Genomic DNA, 18,774 nt, shown 5'->3' on the forward strand with positions numbered 1-18,774 from the left:
ACCTGGGGATCCGCATGACCCGACTCCGTTACCTCCTCGCCTTCGGCGTATCCAGCTTCGCCTTCGGGCTCGCCGCCCAGGCCCAGGACACGCCCCCGGCGCCCGCCGCCCAGGGCCGCCCGGCGGCGCTGGCCGATTTCGACACCTACGTCGACGCCGCCCGCAAGCAGTTCGATGTGCCCGGCATCGCGGTGGCCATCGTCAAGGACGGTCGCGTGGTGATGGAAATGGGCTCGGGGGTGCGGCGCCTCGGCGAACCGGCGAAGGTCGACGCGCATACGCAGTTCGCCATCGCCTCCAACACCAAGGCCTTCACCGCGGCCTCGCTGGCGATCCTGTCCGACGAGAAAAAGCTGGACATGAACGACCGGGTGATCGACCGCCTGCCGTGGTTCCAGATGTCCGATCCCTACGTCACCCGGGAGATGCGCCTGCGCGACCTGCTCGCGCACCGCAGCGGCCTGAGCCTGGGCGCGGGCGATCTGCTCTATTGGCCGGCCACCACCTACAGCACGGAGGAAGTGGTGCAGCGCCTGCGCCATGTGCCGCTGACCAACAGCTTCCGCGCGGAATACGCCTACGACAACATCCTCTTCGCCGTGGCCGGGCTGGTGATCCAGCAGGTCTCCGGCATGCCTTACGCGCAGTTCGTGCACGACCGGATCTTCGCGCCGCTGGGCATGACCGAATCGCGCATCGACGCCCCGGATCACATCGGTCCCGACGACGACGTCGCCACCGGCCACGCCAAGTTCAACTTCACCGACCTCAAGCCGGTCGACCCGATGTCATGGCGCAACAACGAAGCGGCCGGCGGCATCTACGCCAGCGTGCACGACCTCGCCAAGTGGATGACGATGCAACTGGCTGGCGGCACCTACACGGACGCCAACGGCAAGGAGCAGCGTCTGTTCTCGGTGGAGCGGCAGAAAGAGATGTGGTCGCTGATTACGCCCATCCGCATTGCCGAACCCAGCGTGCCGGAACTGAAAGCCACCCAGCCCAACTTCTCCGGTTACGGCGAAGGCTGGTTCGTGTCCGACTACCGCGGCCACAAGCTCGTGTGGCACACCGGCGGGTGGCCGGGCATGGTCTCGCGCCTGACCCTGGTGCCCGACCTGCACCTGGGCATCGTGGTGCTCACCAACCAGGAGAGCGGTGCGGCGTTCCAGGCGGTGACGATGCGGGCGCTCGATGCCTACATGGATGCCCCGCGCACGGACTGGATCGCGGCCTACGACGCGGCGGTGAAGAAGTCGCAGTCCAACGCCGACGACAGCATGAAAAAGCATGAGGCGGCGCGGCAGAAGGGCGCGAAGCCGTCGCTGCCGCTCGACGGCTATGCGGGCACCTACCGCGATCCCTGGTACGGCGACGTGGTCGTGGAAAAGCAGGGCGGCAAACTGGCCATGCGCTTCACCCGCACCGCGCAACTCACCGGCACGCTCGAACCCTGGCAGCACGACACCTTCATCGCGCACTGGAACGACCGCTCGCTCAACGGCGACGCTTTCGTGAACTTCGCGCTCGATCCCGACGGCAAGGTCCGCGAGATCCGCATGGAGCCGGTGTCGCCGCTGACCGATTTCAGCTTCGACTTCCAGGACCTCCGCCTGGCTCCAGTGAAGAAAGACAAATAAACCCCGACCCCTCCCGCGACGGGAGGGGGACCGCATGCGTCAGTGCGCCGCGTCGGGCTCGGTCGCGGCGCCCGGTCCGGCGGCGTCCTGCGGCACCGACCGCAGCACCAGGTCCTGCGGCCGCAGCAGCGGGATGTTCGCCGCGCGCAGGCGGGCGACGATGTCGAACAGGAGATCGCTCTTCACGCCCCCCGCATCGCGGGGGCTGCCGACGTAGCAGATGACCAGGAACGTCATGGCGGTATGGTCGATGTTGTCCATCATCACCAGCGGCGCCGGCGTTTCCGCCACGGAAGGGTGTTCGCGCATCGCCGCGAGGATGTGCTCGCGCACCACGACAGGGTCGGTGTCAAGCGGCATCGGCAGCTTGGTCATGACGCGGCCCTGCGGGTTGGACATCGTCATGTTGCGCACGGGCTTGGTGATGAACGACGAGTTCGGCACGATGATGGTCGAGCGGTCGGCCACCTGGATCTCGGTGGCGCGAACGTTGATGCGGCGGATGTCGCCTTCGGCATCGTCGAGCACCACCCAGTCGCCGACCTTCACCGGCCGTTCCGCGAGCAGGATCAGGCCCGAAATGAAGTTCTGCACGATCGCCTGCAGGCCAAAACCGATACCCACCGAGAGCGCCGAGGCGACCCACGCGATGTTCTGTACCGACAGGCCCATCGCCAGCAGCGCGATCGCCACCACGATCACCACGCCGACGTAGCCGAGCAGGGTGGTGAGCGAGCTGCGCATGCCCGGGTCGAGTTCGGTGCGTGGCAGGTACTGGTCCGACATCCACGTCTTCACCACGCGCACGGCGAGCAGCCCGACGAAGAACATGCCGATCGCGGTAAGCACGCGCTCGGGCTGCATCTTCACACCGTAGATTTCGAGCGATTGCAGCTTGCCGCCCAGTGCGACCACGTCGGATGCGTCGGCGCCGATACCCTTCATCACGGCGGTGAGACCGAACAGGAACAGCGCCAGCCGGGCCACGCCCGACAGCAGCACGCCGGCCTGGTCGAGCAGCTTGGGCGGCATGCCGAACACCGCCTGGGCACGGGCGCTCATCGGGCCCTTCTCCGACAGCAACGTCTCGAACAGGTCGTCGACCACGCGCATCGCGAGATAGGTCGCGGCGATCACGATCACCGTCCACACCACGCGGCTGGCGAGGAAGGCGGCGAAGGCGATGTAGCCGGTGAGCAGGGCGATCCACGCGGCGACGATCGCGAGCCACGCGGCGACGATGAACAGGCTCGCCCACACCGGGCGCGCAGGCGGTGGCGTGCCGTCCGGCGCATGGCGATGGCCGCGACCCAGGCGAACCAGGGCCGCGGCCACGATGATCGACAGCACCACCGCCTGCAGGCTGCTCGTGGTGACCGTGGCGGTGAGGCTCGAGCCGATCGTGCGATTGAGCGTGTGGATGAACTGGAAAAGCACCACCGTCAGCGACAACAGCATCGGGAAACGGCGCAACTGCAAAGCGGTTTCGTCCGATAGCGACGGCAGGCGCCACGACGGACGCTTGGCCGAAATCAGGGCGCGGCCCAGGCCCGCGATGAAGGCGCCGAAGTACACCAGCCGCACGATGCCGGTGGCGATCGTGTTGGTGTCGTCGCTGAAGGTGTCGTTCCAGTTGAGCCCGAGGTAGATCAACTGGGTGCCCAGGCCCGTGGTCAGCGTGGAGGTGAGGGCGATGCCTACGATCAGGGCCGAGCGGCGCAGGCGGCCGGGCGGCATGCGGTTGGCGGTGAGGTCGCGCGCGCGGCGTTCCAGGTAAAAGCGCACCCCGGTCATCAGCAGCACGCCCAGCAGAACACAGGTGATCAGGGCGGTGCGGCTGCCCTTGGCCCAGCTGGCGAGTACGTCGTCGTGCACCGACTGGCCGAAGGTCTTCAGGTTGGCCAGATCGTGGGGCAGGGCGGCGGCGGGGTCGGACCAGAACGCCCGCGAGAGCGGCGAATGCGTGCGCTTGGAGATGGTCTGTTCAAAGCGGATGCGGCGCAGGTCGGACAGCTGGTTGCCCGTCTGCTGCGCTTCGAGCGCGATGCCGTCGGCCTGCTTGATCTGCGCATCGACGGCATCGAAGGCCTTTTGTGCGTCCTTTCGCGTCGCTACCAGTTCGGGTGCCTCGTGGCCGCCGTTGGCCGGTGGCGGGCCCAACTGGTCGAGACGGGCCTTGGCGGCGTCACGATTCGGCTGCAACGCACTGGATACCTTCTGGGCCTTGCCCACGATGTCGGCCGCCGTGCCGCGCAGGTCGTCGATGGTGGCATCGTCCACGTCATCGGCCTTCATCGCCTTCTCGACCTTGTCGAGCTGGCCGCGGAGGTCGTCGATCTGCTGGGCCGGGGTGGCGTCGTCCGTGGACTGGGCGAAGGCGGCGCCGGCGCAGGCCAGGAGCAGGGCGGTTAGGAATATTCTTAGATAGCGCATGGGCGGATGATCGGAGGCGGGCCGAGGCAGGTCAAATGCCGTAGTGATGCGGTATCGCCGATGAATGCCGTGTATGCGGCAATGCAGCTTTGCGCCGGGATGGCCCGCCGTTATCCTGCGCCCCCTTTTCGCCACGCCGGACCCCGACCATGCGCAGAAAGCTCGTTGCCGGAAACTGGAAGATGCACGGCTCCCGCGACATGGCGGACGGGCTGGTCCGTGACCTCGTCGAGCGGTTGCCCGACGAGGTCGACGTGATGGTGATCCCGCCCGCCGTCTACCTGGGGGAGCTTGTCGGCCGCTATGGCGGCCGCGGCCTGCACTTCGGCGCGCAGGACGTGTCCGAACACGATGCCCAGGGCGCCTATACGGGCGAGATCGCCGCGCCGATGCTGCGCGACGTCGGCGCGACCTGGGTACTCGTGGGTCATTCCGAGCGGCGCCAGTACCACGCCGAGACCGACCATCAGGTGGCACGCAAATTCGCCGCCGCCCAGGCAGGCGGCCTGACACCGGTCCTCTGCGTCGGCGAAACCCGGGAAGAACACGAAGCCGGCCAGGCCGAAGCCGTGGTCACCCGACAGCTGGTCGCGGTGATCGATCACGTGGGCATCGACGCCTTTCGCCACGCCGCCGTCGCGTATGAGCCGGTGTGGGCCATCGGCACGGGCCTCACGGCCACGCCGGACAAGGCGCAAAAAATTCATGCATGCATCCGTAGCCAACTGGCAAAAAAGGATGCTAATATCTCGCTCCTCACCCGGGTGCTCTACGGTGGAAGCGTCAAGCCAGCCAACGCGGCCGAGCTTTTCGCCCAGCCTGACATCGACGGTGGATTGGTCGGAGGTGCCGCCCTGGTGGCGTCCGATTTCCTGGATATATGCGCCGCGGCGCGTGGTTTAGCGCGACACGGTAACTGAGAAGACATGTTCATTCTCTTCAGCGTTTTCTATATCCTGATCGCCGCGGCGATGATCGTGCTGATTCTGATGCAGCGCGGCGCCGGTGCGGAGGCAGGTTCCGGATTCGGTGGCGGTGCATCCGCAACCGTGTTCGGTGCGCGTGGTTCGTCGAGCTTCATGACGCGCGCCACCGCGATCCTGGCGGCACTGTTCTTCGTGCTCAGCCTGGGAATGGGTATCTACCTCAGCCACACTGGTAATCCCCAGCCGGCTGCGGATCTTGGTGTGATGTCCGGCGCTACCACGCCGGCCGCTCCCGCCAACAACGTTCCGGTCGCCCCCGCGACGGACGTGCCGAAGGCTCCGGCCAGCGGCGATGTCCCGGCCGCCACGGCACCGAAGGCGAACAACGATGTGCCGGCCGCGATGCAGACCGCTCCCAAGGCGCCTGCCGAACCGGCCAAGAAGTAAAGGCGACACGCAACAGTTTCACAGTTATGCCCAGGTGGCGGAATTGGTAGACGCACTACCTTGAGGTGGTAGCGGCTTCGGTCGTGGGGGTTCGAGTCCCCCCTTGGGCACCATACAAGAGTCTCTGGATGTTTCAGGTCGACTCACGCAATGCAGAGAACCCGCCCCCAGTGGCGGGTTTTTTGTTGCCTTGGTGTCAATCGTTGAACAACCGCAGAGGGTAGCGCGGACTGTCTTAAGGGCTCGAAACCGAGGCGACGAAGTGGGCGCGGGCAAGGTGCCTTCGTGCCTACGTGGACGTAGGCGAACACGCGTCGACATCGAGTGGGGAGCTTACCGATGAGCTAATGGACTGGATCGACTAGTTCAGTGCCGATGCTGACTGGCTGGATCCGATGGTTCGAGTCTTCGATCTCATTATTGGATGCTCTGACATTGGAGAAGTCGGCTTGGGTCGTGATCAAGACGCAGGGCATCTGCCACGGTGTAATGACCCAGCACATCCTGCACAGGTCAGGCCGCTAACGCATACGCCTCGGCGGGTGTTTTCATCTTCAGCGCCTGATGCGGTCGCTGGTGGTTGTAAAAGTGGATCCAATCGCTGATCGTGCGCATGGCATGGGTCAGGCTTTCGAACCGATGACGATGCACGCACTGCTCTTTCAACGTACGGATGACCCGCTCGACCATGCCGTTCTGCTGCGGGCAATGCGGCGTGATGAATTCTTGCTGCAAGCCATAGCTGCGGACCAGGCTGGTGTATTTACGGCTGGTAAAAACCAAGCCATTGTCCGATCGGAGAAGGAAGGGCGCGTTGACCTTGCCCAGTGTGCCGAAGCGGCTGATCAGGGCCTGCTCCAAGGCGCCGGCAGCCGTGCTGGCCTTGCCACTGCGCGACAGATGCCAGCCAAGAAGTTCGCGGGTGTGGCAATCGATGACCAACGCCAAGCTGAGCCAGCCGTCCTTGCCGCCCCAGACCCGGCACAGATCCGTCGACCAGCGCTCGTCCGGCTTGGCGGCGACCGACGGCAGTGCCTGGATGCGTGGACGATGGCCAGCCGGCCGTTTGCGAACCTGCCAGCCCTTGAGCTGGAAGATGCGCTGGACCGTGTTCTTGTTCATGCCAAGCAGGCCGGCGACGGTCCGGTAGCCGAAGGATGGCTCCGCTTCGATAAGGGCTTTCACCGGCGCGGCGACCACCTCCTTGATCTTCGGCAATGCCTTGGTCGGGCGGTAATAGACCGTCCGCCTCGCCACACCAAACCAGCGACAGAGCTTGACCATCGAGACCTCGAAACCATCGGCAAGCAATCCCTGCTGAAGGGAAACCATCAGGTCTCGTCCTTGCCAAGCAGGGAGCTCAATTTTTTTCGTGCGCGCAGCTCCAGCATGGCCTCGCCATAGGCTTCCTGAAGGTCCTTCAACTGCCGCTCGTACTGCTCGCGGACGTCTTCGGGCTTAGCACGCAAGGCATTCTCCATGCCGCGCTTCGCATCCTCGACCCAGCCCTCGATCTCCGAGGGAGGCAGGTCGAACTGACGACTGGCTTCCGATATCGACGTCTTACCTTGAATCACTTCAAGGACCAACGCCGACTTCCGACGGGCGGTCCAGCGTTTGATCTCTTCTTCCATCACGATGCTCATGGGGTGTTCCCTTGGGAAAGTAACACCTGAGCAGGATTTCAGTGGGTCATTACATTGGCGCCGCCTCCACTGCGCAACTGACATCCGAATTCAGCATGGTGAAACTGCCGCTCGGTAACGGGCCTGACGCCTGAGCGTCAGGAAATGCAAGGGCGCTGGATGCAACGACGGCATAAATCCAGGTCTTCATAGGCAGAATCCTCGAGCCCTACAAGCTAAGCGGAAATCTTGCCTGTGGGCACCTTATACGTCTATAGGGACGGGACTTACGTCTGCGCAGTCGCGATCCGTGCGATTGGCTGTTGCGATCCTCTCTGCCTGCGATGTCGTCCTTCCCGTCGTGGGCCGCTCCGTCCGCGACAACAGGGCGGCGTCCTGTCGTCGCGCACCGATCAAGGAGAGAGTTTAATGACTACGCCCGTAAGCCCGAGCATCAATGCCGCAGGCCAGATCACCAACGCCGACGTGGCTGCCAATGCCGCTATCGAGGGTACCAAGCTACAGTTTCTACAGGCTGGAACAAGCGCTCTGGCTCGTACCCAGCAATCCAAGTCCCGGGAGCGCGTGACACCCGAGGACTTTGGTGCCGATGGCACGGGCTCATCGGACGCCACTGCGGCGATTCAGGCGGCTGTCGACTCTTTGGGTACGGGAGGCGGCGAGGTTTTTTTTCCTGGTAGATACCTAGTCTCCGGCCCCATCAATGTGGTGAACGATGGCATCACTCTGCGTGGCAAGAATTGGAATTCAAGCAAGATCATCTCTAGCAATGCATCGACCAAGATCATCAACATCACCGGCAACCAGTGTGCGCTAGACGGCTTGAGCGTCGAGTTTTCCGGCTCAATGCCACTGACGACGGATGCTCAGGCTATTTCGGTAAGCCAACCCAATCCGGGGTCGGGTACGCCACACGGTGAAAACGTATCGCTAACGAATTTCAGCGTGCGAAATGCGGGTGTATGCGTCTACTTGGGAAATTCGTATGTCGCTCATATCGGAAACTTCCAGCTTGTTGGCTTCGGTCAAGCGGGTTTGTTCTTCGATAACTGGATCGACGCCTATGTGACGCAGTTCGTTATCCAGGCATCGGTCGCCGCATCGGCTGGCCAGTTGGGCGGGATCTTTGCGCAGAATACCCAAGCTATCGTTGCGACTAACGCCGATATCCTGGCTGGAGCGCATGCGATCTCGCTCACTGGTTCGAGTGCCTATTGTTACTTCGCTAATATCTACTGCGACTCGAGCAGTCAAGATCCGCTGTTCATCGGTAGCGGTGGGGCAAACCTGACCAAGTTCACGAATTGTTGGTTCAGTGGCGGGCGTACGGGAGGCGGCTACAACGGTGCCAGTCTGATCCAATGCGAGGGTATCGATTTCGTCAACAGCACATTCGTCAACAACGGAAATCACGGCGCTTTCGTTGGTGCAGGGGCCTCTCGCGTTTCGTTCGATACGTGCCGTGTGGAAGGTAACAGCGTGACCGCTGCCTCGGGGACGGGGCACGGGATTTCGATTGATAGTGGCGCTTCGGACTTCATGATTCGAGGATGCACCATTCGCAATAGTCTCTTTGGCGCCCGGCAAGGCTACGGTATTTTCTTTAATGCTGGAGCATCGGATCGATTCATCATCACGAACAACCTGATCGACGGTAACCGGTCGGGAGCGATCAACGCGCTTCCCGCAAATACGAGCAATTGGGTAGTCGACGATTCGAACATCGGTTACAAGCGACCCGTGATCAGCGCGAACTTGATGGCGGGCTGGGTTAACTACGGCGCCGCTGCCGCCACGGTGGGTTACATCAAGGATGCGAGTGGGTTTGTCCACCTTCAGGGTGCGGCGAAGGGGGGCTCCATTCCCGGTACGATGTTTGTTCTTCCGCCGGGCTACAGGCCGGCAGCGACGCATGACTTCGCAGTGAATAGCAACGGGTCCTTTGGCTGGGTTTACGTCACGGCCGACGGTAACGTCGTAGTCGCTTCTGGAAATGCTGCGTTCGTGAGCCTCGCTGGCATTTCATTCAAGGCATCGTAACCATGGGTGCCCGGGGCGCCAGGATACGCTGGCGCCCCGGGCAGGGTTGACGGCATGTCGTGGTGAAGTTCTGGGTACTTGGTCCAAGCTGTCGGCGCACCCTCATTCCCGGTAGACGTCGAGGCCGGGTATGAATTGGACGGCTTCTGTCGCGGTTGCGCTTCTCCGAGCCCTGCCGCCGGACCGCTGCCTAGGGCGGGCTTTCTCTAGAATGAACGGGTGCCAACCTTTGCCTGCGTTCTGACGGTTTGATGGCAAGAATTCCCCGCCCATGCCGATAATAGGGAAACGCCCGGTCGCCCCCACCGCCGGCCCCCACCTCATCGGCCGGACCCTTGCCCACCGTCTTATTCAACCCCGCGTTCCCCTCGCTGCCCGGGAGCTACAGCGCCACCCTCGTGGTGGCGTCGCTGCTCGTGGCCGTGGTGGCTTCCTATACGGCCCTGACGATGGCCTCCCGCGTGGCCCACTCTCGGGGCGTCGCCGCCGGGCTCTGGCTGGCCGGCGGCTCGTTCGCGATGGGGCTGGGCATCTGGGCGATGCACTTCGTGGGCATGCTTGCGTTCCGCCTGCCCATCACCGTGGGTTACGACCTCGACCTGACCGTGCTGTCGCTCCTGATCGCCATCGGCTCGTCGGCCTTCGCCCTGTGGCTGGTCTTCCAGAAGGAGCTTCCCCGCCTGCGACTGGGGCTGGGCGCGGTGCTGATGGGCGCGGGCATCGCGGCGATGCATTACACCGGCATGGCCGCCATGCTGATGATGCCGGAGGTGACCTACGACGCGCTCAGGTTCGCCGCGTCGGTGCTCATCGCGATCCTCGCCTCCGGCGCCGCCCTGTGGATCGCCTTCCGCCTTCGCGGTGACGGCGAGCACGTGTTGTTGGCGCGGGTCGGCGCGTCGATGGCCATGGGGGCGGCCATCGTGGGCATGCATTACACCGGGATGGCCGCCGCGCGCTTCCCCCTGGACAGCGTCTGCGGTGCGGCATTGACCGGCATTCCTACCGGGGGACTCGCCTGGACGGTGATCGGGGTGACGCTCGGGGTGCTCGCGGTGGCGCTGGTGGTGTCGATGCTCGACGTGCGGGCCCATGTGCTGGCCCGGTCGCTCGACAAGGCCAACAGCGAACTCATGCAGCTGGCGCTGCACGACACCCTCACGCGGCTGCCCAACCGGATGCTGCTCGGCGACCGCATCGAGCAGGCGGCGCACAAGGCCACGCGCAACGGCGGGTCCTTCGCCGTGCTGTTCATGGATATGGACGGTTTCAAGGCGGTGAACGACGTCTACGGCCACCATGCCGGCGATCTCCTGCTCAAGGAGGTCGCCCGGCGCATCCTCACCGTCACCCGCGGCGAAGACACGGTGGCCCGGCTGGGCGGCGACGAGTTCGTGATGGTGATGGACGTGACGCGTCCGGAAGAGGCGGCTGAGCAGGCGCAGCGTCTGGTCGACGTGCTGGGCTCGCCTTATCTGGTGCACGACACGGCCATGCACGTGTCGGCCAGCGTCGGCATCGCCTTGTTCCCCGAGAATGGGCTGGCCGAACACGATTTGCTCGTCAATGCGGACGCCGCGATGTACCACGCGAAAGAGCAGGGCCGTAACGGCTACCGCTTCTTCGAGAGCGCGATGAACGCCAATGTGCACCAGCAGTTATTGCTCCAGCAGGCCCTGCGCGGCGCCATCGACCGGCGGGAGTTCGTGCTGCACTACCAGCCCAAGATGGTTTCGCCCGGCGGGCCGCTGGTCGGCGTGGAAGCCTTGTTGCGCTGGAACCGTCCCGAGCACGGACTGATCGCCCCCGACGGCTTCCTCGCGCTCGCCGAGCGCACCGGACTCATCGTGCCCATCGGCAACTGGGTCATCGACGAGGCCTGCCGGCAGATGCGCGCATGGCTCGACGACGGCCATCGCGACTGGACCGTTGCGGTCAACCTCTCCACGATGCAGCTGACCCACCCTGGTCTGATCGAGGTCGTGCGATCCGCCCTGGAAAGACATCGCCTGGACGGCCGCTACCTCGTGCTGGAAGTGACCGAATACACCGCCATGCGCGACGCGGAGGCGAGCCTGGCGATCCTCAACCAGGTCGCCGCGCTGGGCGTGGGCATCGCCATCGACGACTTCGGCACCGGCTATTCGAGCCTGCTTTACCTCAAGCAGTTGCCGGCGGACGAACTCAAGATCGACCGCGGCTTCGTCACCGAACTGGCCCGGGGCAACGACGACGAAGCCATCGTGTCGGCCATCGTCGCCCTGGGCAAGACGCTCGGTCTCAACATCGTGGCCGAGGGCGTGGAGACGGCCGAGCAACAGGCGCTGCTCGAACGCCTGGGCTGCGACGCGATGCAGGGCTACCTGCTCGGCCGGCCGATGCCGCCCGAGGCGTTGATCCGCAGCGTGGCGCACCTGGCCCGTTCATGACCCGGAACCCGTCGGATCCCTTAGCGCCGTTCAGGCGAGCCGGGCGCCGTTGGGTACGGGACGCTCCACCGTGGTCACCACCACGCCGTCGTCGGTGTGGAAGCCGGTCAGCAGAAACTGCGACCGGAACGGCCCGACCTGCTTTTCCGGAAAATTGATCACGCCCACGATCTGCCTGCCGACGAGTTCGTCGGGACCGTAGACCCCCGTGACCTGGGCGCTGGTCTTGCGCTCGCCGTAGGGCCCGAAGTCGACCCAGATCTTGTAGGCCGGGCGTCGCGCCTCCGGAAACGGTTCCACGCGCGTGACCGTGCCGGCCACCAGGTGCACTTTCTCGAAATCGGCCCACTCGATCGTGGTGTGCGTGGGAAGATCGGACGCCATCGGGGATGCCTCGTCATGCCAGCGGTCGATGATGTGGCATGTGACGCGGTATCGCCACCCACCGTGTGTTATTCCACCGGTTTGACGCGTGAGAGGACGGCCCCCATGACCGATAGCGAACTTCCCCTGGCCCGCCCTGAAAAGACGCCGCCGTGCCGGCCCGGTACGTTCGAACTGGGGCTGGCCCTCGCGGGTGCTGTGTCGGGCGGCGCCTATGCGGCCGGGGTACTCGATTTTCTCTACGAGGCGCTCGAGCGCTGGTATGCGGCGCGCGAACGGAACGAAGCGGTGCCTCGTCACGACGTATTGCTGCGCGTGATGTCGGGCGCGTCGGCGGGGAGCGTCAACGGGCTGCTCTCGTCGCTCGCACTGCCTTATGCGTTTACCCACGCCAGCGCATCCACGCCCAACCCGTCGGCTAACCCGTTCTACGACACCTGGGTCAATCGCATCGACATCTCGGGGCTGCTCCACACGGGCGACCTGGAGGGACCGAATGCCGCATTGGTCTCGTTGCTGGACTCGAATGAACTTGATCGCATCGCGGATGTGATGATGCGTTTCGACGGTCCGCGGCTGACGCGCCCGTACATCGCCAGTCCGCTCAAGTGCATCTATACCGTCACCAACCTGCGCGGCGTGCCTTACAAGGTGCCTTTCGCGGGGGCGGGCCCGAGCGCGGCGCATCACATGATCGCGCACGCGGATTACCTGCGTTTCGCCGTGGACACCGGCAACGGCCCCTTCGATCGTGCGTGGGAATATCCCGACGACCTTTACGTTGGGTACCCGAAGACCTCGCCCGATCGCGCCTGGACGGCGATGCGCGACGCGGCGCTGGCGTCGGCGGCGTTTCCGGCGGGACTGCGTTATCGCCAGATCGAGCGTCGCTGGAGCGACTACGCGCAGCGCAGCGTGGCGGTGCCGGATGCGCATGGCCAGGTGCGCATGGTACCCGTCGGACCGGTGGAGCGGCCCGATGGCGATAGCGGCGCCATGTATCGCTTCGTCGCCGTCGACGGGGGCGCGATGGACAACGAACCCTTCGAACTCGCTCGCACGGAACTGGCCGGATCGCTCGGCCGTAATCCACGCCTGGGCAACGAAGTGAACCGCATCGTGCTGATGATCGATCCGTTTCCCGAGCCCGACGCACTGGGGCCCGCCGATGCCGGCAAGATCGACATGATCGAGTCGATGCTGTCGCTGTTCACCTCGTGGAAGCAGCAGGCGCGCTTCAAGCCCGAAGAAGTCGCGTTGGCGATGGACGACACCGTATATAGCCGCTTTCTCATCGCGCCCACACGCCATGCGACCGACGGCCAGGCCTTCGTCGGCGGTCGCGCCCTTGCCGCCGGTGGGCTCGGAGGCTTTGCCGGCTTTTTCAGCGAGGCCTACCGGCGCCACGATTTCCTGCTGGGCCGGCGCAATTGCCAGTGGTTTCTCGCCGAGCATTTCCTGGTGCCGGTGGACAACCCGATCGTGGCAGGCTGGGCACGCGATCCGGCGCTGGCCTGCTACCTGCGCCACCAGGACGGCGTGACCTACGCGCCGGTCATTCCGCTGGTCGAGGCGTGCCACCCGGGCGATCGCGAAGAACCCGCGCCCGCGTGGCCCAAGGGCGCGTTTGATCCGAAGACGCTGGAAGCGCCGATCCGCGATCGCCTGCAGGCGCTGTACCGCGTAGGCACCCGTCGCTGGAAAGACAAACTGCTCACCTGGCTCGCGTGGCGCACCTACGCGCGCGGCAAGCTGATGGATGTGGCGATGACTCGCATTACGCAGGCGCTGCGCGACGCAGATTTGATTTAGCCCGACGCCTGCGTCGATTTGACTCGACCGTCACCTCGCGGCAATGTCTGCTCTGTTTGCGGAGGGAGCACCCGATGGCGATGGGATGGACGCGGTGGTTCGCGATAGTGGCCGCGGTGTGGCTGGCCGGCTGTGCCGCGCACGGCACCTTGCCCGACGCGGCGCCCCGGACCGACGACGTCGCCAGCGAGCGCGCGGACGCCGACCGGGCCTATGCGAAGGGCGAGATCGCCCATGCCGCCACGTTGTACGAAGCGGTGGTCGAAGCGCTCCCCGACGACGCCGACGCGTGGTTCCGGCTCGGTAATGCCCGATTCCGCCTGCAACAGCCCGATGCCGCGGTCACCGCCTACGACCGTGCCGTGCAACTCGACCCACGTCATGCCAGGGCACTCTACAACCTGGGCGTCGTGCGCATGAAACAGGCGCAGGCGGCGCTATTGTCCAGCGCCGAGGCCAGTCCGCCCGGCGACCCGCTGCGCCGCGACGGCGCCCGCATGGCCCAGCGCATCGCCCGCGCAGGGGACGACCAGGTGGGCCATGCCCACGCCGACGGCGGCGCCCCGCCTTTCATCGTCGACGCGGAGGACGCGTCCGGCCCACGGCCATGAGGCGCGGGCGCCGAATCGGGGCGAAAGGCGCCACCGACGGCTTGCGCAGGTGAAAGGCCGGCGTGGCCGGGCGCGACGATCTGTCTACTGGTCTATGTTCATCATGAAAATTCGGTAGTAGGTTGAGGCGCAGGGAGTGGCTCCCTGCCCGTCGTCCGAGGAACCCATGAACAACGCCGCCGCCGCGCCACGCGCCATCGTCCTGGAGGATCACGCGGGACTCGCCTCCGCCCTGAGGGATCTTCTCGCCGAACGCCTCGGCTATGACGTGGCCGCGTGCGCGGGATGCATCGAGGACGCCATCCGCGTGGCACACGTGGAGCGATTCGACGTGGCCGTGGTCGACCTCGACCTCCAGGGCGTGATGGCGTACCCGGCGCTGGATGAACTCAAGCGACGGGGCATTCCCTACGTATTGGCCACGGGCGCGGTGCCCGTGGATATCCCCACCCGCTATCGCGCGCCGACGGTGTGCAAACCCTACAGCGCCCACCAGCTCGAACGAGCCATTCGCGAAGCGAGCCAGCCTCGACACGCCTGCTGAGCGTCACTCGTCGTCGGGCGATTGGACCGTATAGCCCTTGGCCTTGAGCGCCGCGAGGTAACCGTCGTCCCCGAGCAGGTCGTCGATCGGCACGATCGCCACCGTCTGGGCGTTGTGCGCCATGGCGTCGTCGACGGTCGCCAGCCAGAGCGTGCGGACTTCGCGGGGCACGTCGGCGATGCCGGCGCGCTGCGCCACGCCGCCTTCGGTGATGGCGTCCAGGCAGGTCTGTAGCTGCTTCGCGCGACGGTCGTCGCGCAGGTTGGTCATGTCGCCCGTGGCCCAGGCGTTGGCGCGGCGGGTCATGTCGGCGAGCTGGGCGTCGATATTGTCGACGCTCTGGGTGAAGCACGACACGTCGTCGAGCGTCGAGCGCTTGAACGCCTTGACCACCGCGCGTGGATCGTCGACCAGCAGCGTGTAAGGCACCGGCACCTGCCTGACGTTGTGCTTGGTGGCGAGGTCGACCACGGTGCGGGTGATGTCGCCGGACTTGCGCAGGCCGGCTTTTTTCACCGCTTCCTTGTAGAGCTCCACCGCGGCGAAGATGGGGCGGTAGCGTTCGACCTTGCGGTTATCACCGATATAGCGCGCCTTGACCGCCAGCCAGCGCTGGTAGACATCGGGGGGCAGCGTCTGCTGCAGCGTGGCGTCGTCGGGCGCGTTGCGCACGCCGATCAGGGACGGCAACAGCGCGAGGCGGCCGAAGAAACCCACGTTGGGCTTGATCTCCACCTTCGGCGGCAGGATCAGCTCGCCCGCATGGGCGAGCGCATCATCGATCTGGTCGGTTTTCCAGGTGACGTCGCGGGGGATCGGCGACAGCGTGCCGAGGATCAGCAGGGTATGGTCGCCCCGGGTGACTTTCCACAGGCCCGGCCCGGGTTGCACGCCGCTGACGGTGATCGCCTCCAGCAGGGGCGCGCTCGAGGCCGAGGCGGGCAGGGGAGGCGCCGTCTGGGCCGACAGCAGGGGCGAGGCGCCGAGGGCGAGGCACAGCGACAGGGCGAGGGCGAGGCAGGGTCGTTTCATCGGCGAAGTCTATCCGAGGCCTTGGGGGGACGCGCCGGTGACTCTCACCGGCCGCTCGCCCCGCGTTCACACGTCAGGGCAACAATGGATGCTTTCCCTTACGCGGAGTTCCCGACATGAAGATCGGCATCATCGGCGCAGGAAACATCGGCCACGTGCTGGCGCGTCGGTTTCGCGAGCTGGGCCACGAGGTGCTGATCGCCAACTCGCGCGGCCCGGAGAGCCTGGCGGCCATCGAACGGGAAACCGGCGCGGTGGCGGTGACGGCCCGGGACGCTGCCCGCCGGGGCGAGGTGGTGATCGTCACGATCCCGGAGTCCCGCGTGCCCGATCTGCCGTCCGATCTTTTCGAGGGCGTGCCGGCCGATACGGTCGTGGTGGATACCGGCAACTACTATCCGCGCCAGCGTGACGGGCGCATCGCCTCGATCGAGGAAGGCACGCCGGAAAGCCAGTGGGTGGCCGACCAGCTGGGCCGGCCCGTGATCAAGGCCTTCAACAACATCTTCGCCGAGCACCTGGGCCGGGGCGGCCAGCCGTCCACCGCGGAGCGACGGGTCGCGCTGCCGGTGGCCGGGGACGACCCCAACGCCAAGGCGACGGTACTCAAGCTGGTCGACCAGTTGGGATTTGACGGCGTCGACGCCGGCACGCTCGCCGAATCGTGGCGCCAGCAGCCGGGCACGCCGGTGTACACGGCCGATCGCGATCTGGAAGGTGTCCGGCAGGGCCTGCTCGACGCGACGCGAGAGCGCAAACCCGAATGGCGAGCGACCGACGACAGCCCGGGCACGTTCGACTCGCCTCGTTGACCGTTAGCGCGGCGTGAAGCTCACGTCGCGCGATTCTTCCATTGTTGCTTCACGTGTCAGTGGCTAGGCTCTGGTCGCTCGGTCTCTTGTCTTTCATCGCGGTCGCGTCATCACCGCCGTTGCGCTTGCGTCGTTCCATGGCCCTCGTTATCTACGACATCCCCTTCCACGCCGATATCGCGGGCCTCTGGCACGTGCATGTCAACGGCGTGCCCACCGAAAACTTCGCCCGCCGCGTCGACGCCATCGCCTATGCGATGCACCAGTCCAAGCTGGCCGGCGCCCAGCGGGGCATCCAGGTACTGGTGAGCGTGGAGGGCGCCGACGGCATCTGGCGCGAATTCGAATCGACGGCGAAACGGCCGATCACCGAATTGCGCTGACCGTGCCCGGGCTGCACACGGTCTTGACCCGTCGTGCCTGACGATGCACTCCACAGGAGGATCGCCTTGCCCATGTCCCATCGAAAAATCGGTTACTTCGACGTCGAAGGCAGTTGCTATGTCGCCAAGCCAGGCCGGTGGCGCGGCAAGTACATCATCAAGGAAGACGGTGACGAGCTGAAGGAGCACCTCTGCGTCACGCTTCACGAGAATGAGGAAGACGCCTGCGCCGAAGGCCTGCGCCTGGGCATCGCCGCGGCGCGTCAGCTGATGAAAGAGCGCGAGGGCTTCGACCCCGGCGAATCCTGACGCGGGACGAGCGACGCCTCGTCGCTCACGTCGATGCCGTCGGCGCGGATCGTCAAGATGCCCGCCGCCCGGAGACGCCCCAGCATCCGCGTGACGGTAGCCGCGCTCATCCCGAGGTAGCTGCCGATGTCCTCGCGCGACATCGGTAGCGGTACGAACGCGGATTCGCCTTCGATATGGCGTCGGCGACAACGCAAGTCGAAGAGAAAGCCGCTCACGCGGGTCAGCGCGTCGCCGTCGTCGTGAGACGCTTTCAACAGGCGGTGCTCACGACGACGCAAAGCGGCGAGGTGGCGGGCGATGTCATCGTTGTCGCCGCACAGGTCGCTCATGGCATCGCGGGGAAACCGGCAGAACCAGGTCTTGCCGATCGCGCTGATCGACCGCTCGTGGACCTGCGCCCGGGTGGGTTCGAGCGCGAACAGTTCCCCCGGCAGGTGAAAGGCCACCACGCGGTTCGCATCCGTCGTTTTGGCCATGCCCGAAAGCACGGAAAAATAGCCACGGTGCGGCGAACCGGGCTGGACGAGGCGGTCGCCGTCGCTGAACGGGCCGACACGCTCGACAACGCCGCGGACGCCGAGCAGGGCGGGGTCGCCGCCACGGGTGGCCTCACACGCCGATGCGTGGCGGCACGAACCGTTGCACGCGCTTCCCGGGCGCCATGCCGGCGGCCGTGGGGCAGCTGAAAGGGCATGGGACATGGGCGACCTCCTCGCTCGATGACGACTGCGTGCACGATGTTACGTCCGTCGGCGCCTGGGGTCCTCTCCGGTCGGTCGCCTGTGCGGATATGCCGCAGGTCTCGCACGGCGTGGCGGGGTCTCCAGCGGGGCCCGGGCGATTGACGCCAGCGTCGCTTTCGCTTAGTAAGGAGCCTTGGGGGAAAGTCCGCTAGGAGCCGTCAAGGCATGGCACGTCGAGTCACGTTGTCCCGTTCCACCGCTCTTCGCTTTCGCAGGCAGCCGGCATGACGCGGCCTGAGATCGACGACGCACCGGTCATCAACAGCGCGTTGCCCGATGGAGGCGTGCCCCTGCACGTCGCCCCGTTCGTCATGCGCTACGGCACCGATGTGCTGATCGCGATGCGCCGCGCCGCCGAACACGCGCCCCATCCCAGCGCCGAGCCTGCCTAGCGCTCCGTGGGCCGGGTCGCAGCCGGTGCACGGTGGCCGTCGTCGGGCTCGTCGCCCGCCGGGCCGCCCTTGTGGATCGCACCGACGATGAAGATCACCACCAGGGCGCCGATGAGCGCGATCAGGGCGTAGTAGCGCGTACGGTTCATCGTGAGCCCTCCTTGGGTGGTCTGCGTGCCAGTGTCCGG

18 protein-coding genes, 1 tRNA gene and 1 pseudogene are annotated in these 18,774 nt (G+C 65.6%); 13 read left to right on the top strand and 7 right to left on the bottom strand.

What is annotated here, in order from left to right; translation table 11 throughout:
* The first annotated feature begins 14 nt into the window (after positions 1-14).
* The gene (locus tag PI246_RS04160; protein WP_320550023.1) at positions 15-1,640 is read left to right on the top strand and encodes a serine hydrolase; all 1,626 of its coding nucleotides are present in this window, start codon (positions 15-17) and stop codon (positions 1,638-1,640) included.
* Between the two features lie 39 nt (positions 1,641-1,679).
* On the opposite strand, the gene PI246_RS04165 is transcribed toward PI246_RS04160, so the two are convergent.
* Complete coding sequence (locus PI246_RS04165; RefSeq protein ID WP_320550024.1) at positions 1,680-4,073, bottom strand: DUF3772 domain-containing protein; 2,394 nt, start codon at positions 4,071-4,073, stop codon at positions 1,680-1,682.
* A gap of 149 nt (positions 4,074-4,222) precedes the next feature.
* On the opposite strand from PI246_RS04165, the gene tpiA reads away from it, so the two are divergent.
* The 3 genes from tpiA to PI246_RS04180 all read left to right on the top strand — a co-directional run bounded on the left by tpiA (position 4,223) and on the right by PI246_RS04180 (position 5,559).
* The gene (tpiA, locus tag PI246_RS04170; protein ID WP_320550025.1) at positions 4,223-4,993 is read left to right on the top strand and encodes a triose-phosphate isomerase; all 771 of its coding nucleotides are present in this window, start codon (positions 4,223-4,225) and stop codon (positions 4,991-4,993) included.
* 6 nt (positions 4,994-4,999) lie between these two features.
* The gene (gene secG, locus PI246_RS04175; RefSeq protein ID WP_320550026.1) at positions 5,000-5,446 is read left to right on the top strand and encodes a preprotein translocase subunit SecG; all 447 of its coding nucleotides are present in this window, start codon (positions 5,000-5,002) and stop codon (positions 5,444-5,446) included.
* Between the two features lie 28 nt (positions 5,447-5,474).
* Positions 5,475-5,559 (top strand) — tRNA-Leu (locus PI246_RS04180).
* 400 nt (positions 5,560-5,959) lie between these two features.
* Here the strand turns inward: PI246_RS04180 and PI246_RS04185 are convergent.
* Together PI246_RS04185 and PI246_RS04190 are read right to left on the bottom strand one after the other, a co-directional pair.
* On the bottom strand, positions 5,960-6,778 hold the full coding sequence (locus PI246_RS04185; protein WP_320550027.1) for an IS3 family transposase: 819 nt from the start codon (positions 6,776-6,778) through the stop codon (positions 5,960-5,962).
* Complete coding sequence (locus PI246_RS04190) at positions 6,778-7,092, bottom strand: DUF1153 domain-containing protein (protein WP_063571424.1); 315 nt, start codon at positions 7,090-7,092, stop codon at positions 6,778-6,780. Before PI246_RS04190 ends, PI246_RS04185 begins: the two co-directional genes overlap by 1 nt.
* Positions 7,093-7,500: 408 nt before the next feature.
* Here PI246_RS04190 and PI246_RS04195 point away from each other — a divergent pair, with 408 nt between their 5' ends.
* Both PI246_RS04195 and PI246_RS04200 read left to right on the top strand, forming a co-directional pair.
* The gene (locus tag PI246_RS04195; RefSeq protein ID WP_320550028.1) at positions 7,501-9,132 is read left to right on the top strand and encodes a glycosyl hydrolase family 28-related protein; all 1,632 of its coding nucleotides are present in this window, start codon (positions 7,501-7,503) and stop codon (positions 9,130-9,132) included.
* A 371-nt stretch (positions 9,133-9,503) separates the two neighbouring features.
* On the top strand, positions 9,504-11,561 hold the full coding sequence (locus tag PI246_RS04200) for a putative bifunctional diguanylate cyclase/phosphodiesterase (protein WP_320550247.1): 2,058 nt from the start codon (positions 9,504-9,506) through the stop codon (positions 11,559-11,561).
* Between the two features lie 30 nt (positions 11,562-11,591).
* On the opposite strand, the gene PI246_RS04205 is transcribed toward PI246_RS04200, so the two are convergent.
* On the bottom strand, positions 11,592-11,945 hold the full coding sequence (locus PI246_RS04205; RefSeq protein ID WP_320550029.1) for a tRNA-binding protein: 354 nt from the start codon (positions 11,943-11,945) through the stop codon (positions 11,592-11,594).
* Positions 11,946-12,050: 105 nt separating this feature from the next.
* On the opposite strand from PI246_RS04205, the gene PI246_RS04210 reads away from it, so the two are divergent.
* From PI246_RS04210 to PI246_RS04220, 3 genes are all read left to right on the top strand, one after another.
* Positions 12,051-13,757, top strand: coding sequence for a patatin-like phospholipase family protein (locus tag PI246_RS04210; protein WP_320550030.1), 1,707 nt, complete (start codon positions 12,051-12,053; stop codon positions 13,755-13,757).
* Positions 13,758-13,831: 74 nt separating this feature from the next.
* On the top strand, positions 13,832-14,368 hold the full coding sequence (locus tag PI246_RS04215) for a tetratricopeptide repeat protein (RefSeq protein ID WP_320550031.1): 537 nt from the start codon (positions 13,832-13,834) through the stop codon (positions 14,366-14,368).
* A gap of 166 nt (positions 14,369-14,534) precedes the next feature.
* Positions 14,535-14,912: a response regulator gene (locus tag PI246_RS04220; protein ID WP_320550032.1), complete on the top strand. Its 378-nt coding sequence runs from the start codon at positions 14,535-14,537 to the stop codon at positions 14,910-14,912.
* Positions 14,913-14,915: 3 nt separating this feature from the next.
* Here the strand turns inward: PI246_RS04220 and PI246_RS04225 are convergent, their stop codons facing one another.
* Positions 14,916-15,944 (bottom strand): TraB/GumN family protein, encoded by a 1,029-nt coding sequence (locus PI246_RS04225; protein WP_320550033.1) that lies wholly within the window; start codon positions 15,942-15,944, stop codon positions 14,916-14,918.
* A 101-nt stretch (positions 15,945-16,045) separates the two neighbouring features.
* Here PI246_RS04225 and PI246_RS04230 point away from each other — a divergent pair.
* From PI246_RS04230 to PI246_RS04240, 3 genes and pseudogenes are all read left to right on the top strand, one after another.
* Positions 16,046-16,756: pseudogene (locus tag PI246_RS04230) on the top strand (NADPH-dependent F420 reductase); the annotation flags it as partial.
* Positions 16,757-16,893: 137 nt separating this feature from the next.
* Positions 16,894-17,139 (top strand): hypothetical protein, encoded by a 246-nt coding sequence (locus tag PI246_RS04235; RefSeq protein WP_320550034.1) that lies wholly within the window; start codon positions 16,894-16,896, stop codon positions 17,137-17,139.
* 72 nt (positions 17,140-17,211) lie between these two features.
* The gene (locus tag PI246_RS04240; RefSeq protein WP_320550035.1) at positions 17,212-17,448 is read left to right on the top strand and encodes a hypothetical protein; all 237 of its coding nucleotides are present in this window, start codon (positions 17,212-17,214) and stop codon (positions 17,446-17,448) included.
* On the opposite strand, the gene PI246_RS04245 is transcribed toward PI246_RS04240, so the two are convergent.
* Positions 17,403-18,152, bottom strand: coding sequence for a Crp/Fnr family transcriptional regulator (locus tag PI246_RS04245; RefSeq protein WP_320550036.1), 750 nt, complete (start codon positions 18,150-18,152; stop codon positions 17,403-17,405). The genes PI246_RS04240 and PI246_RS04245 overlap by 46 nt on opposite strands.
* A 266-nt stretch (positions 18,153-18,418) precedes the next feature.
* Between PI246_RS04245 and PI246_RS04250 the strand changes: the two genes are divergently transcribed.
* Complete coding sequence (locus tag PI246_RS04250) at positions 18,419-18,586, top strand: hypothetical protein (RefSeq protein ID WP_320550037.1); 168 nt, start codon at positions 18,419-18,421, stop codon at positions 18,584-18,586.
* On the opposite strand, the gene PI246_RS04255 is transcribed toward PI246_RS04250, so the two are convergent.
* Positions 18,583-18,735 carry a hypothetical protein gene (locus PI246_RS04255; protein ID WP_320550038.1) on the bottom strand — a complete coding sequence of 51 codons (153 nt, stop codon included), beginning with the start codon at positions 18,733-18,735 and terminating at the stop codon, positions 18,583-18,585. The genes PI246_RS04250 and PI246_RS04255 overlap by 4 nt on opposite strands.
* Positions 18,736-18,774 lie beyond the last annotated feature (39 nt).

The organism is Luteibacter sahnii, from assembly GCF_034063545.1.
Classification (GTDB): domain Bacteria; phylum Pseudomonadota; class Gammaproteobacteria; order Xanthomonadales; family Rhodanobacteraceae; genus Luteibacter; species Luteibacter sahnii.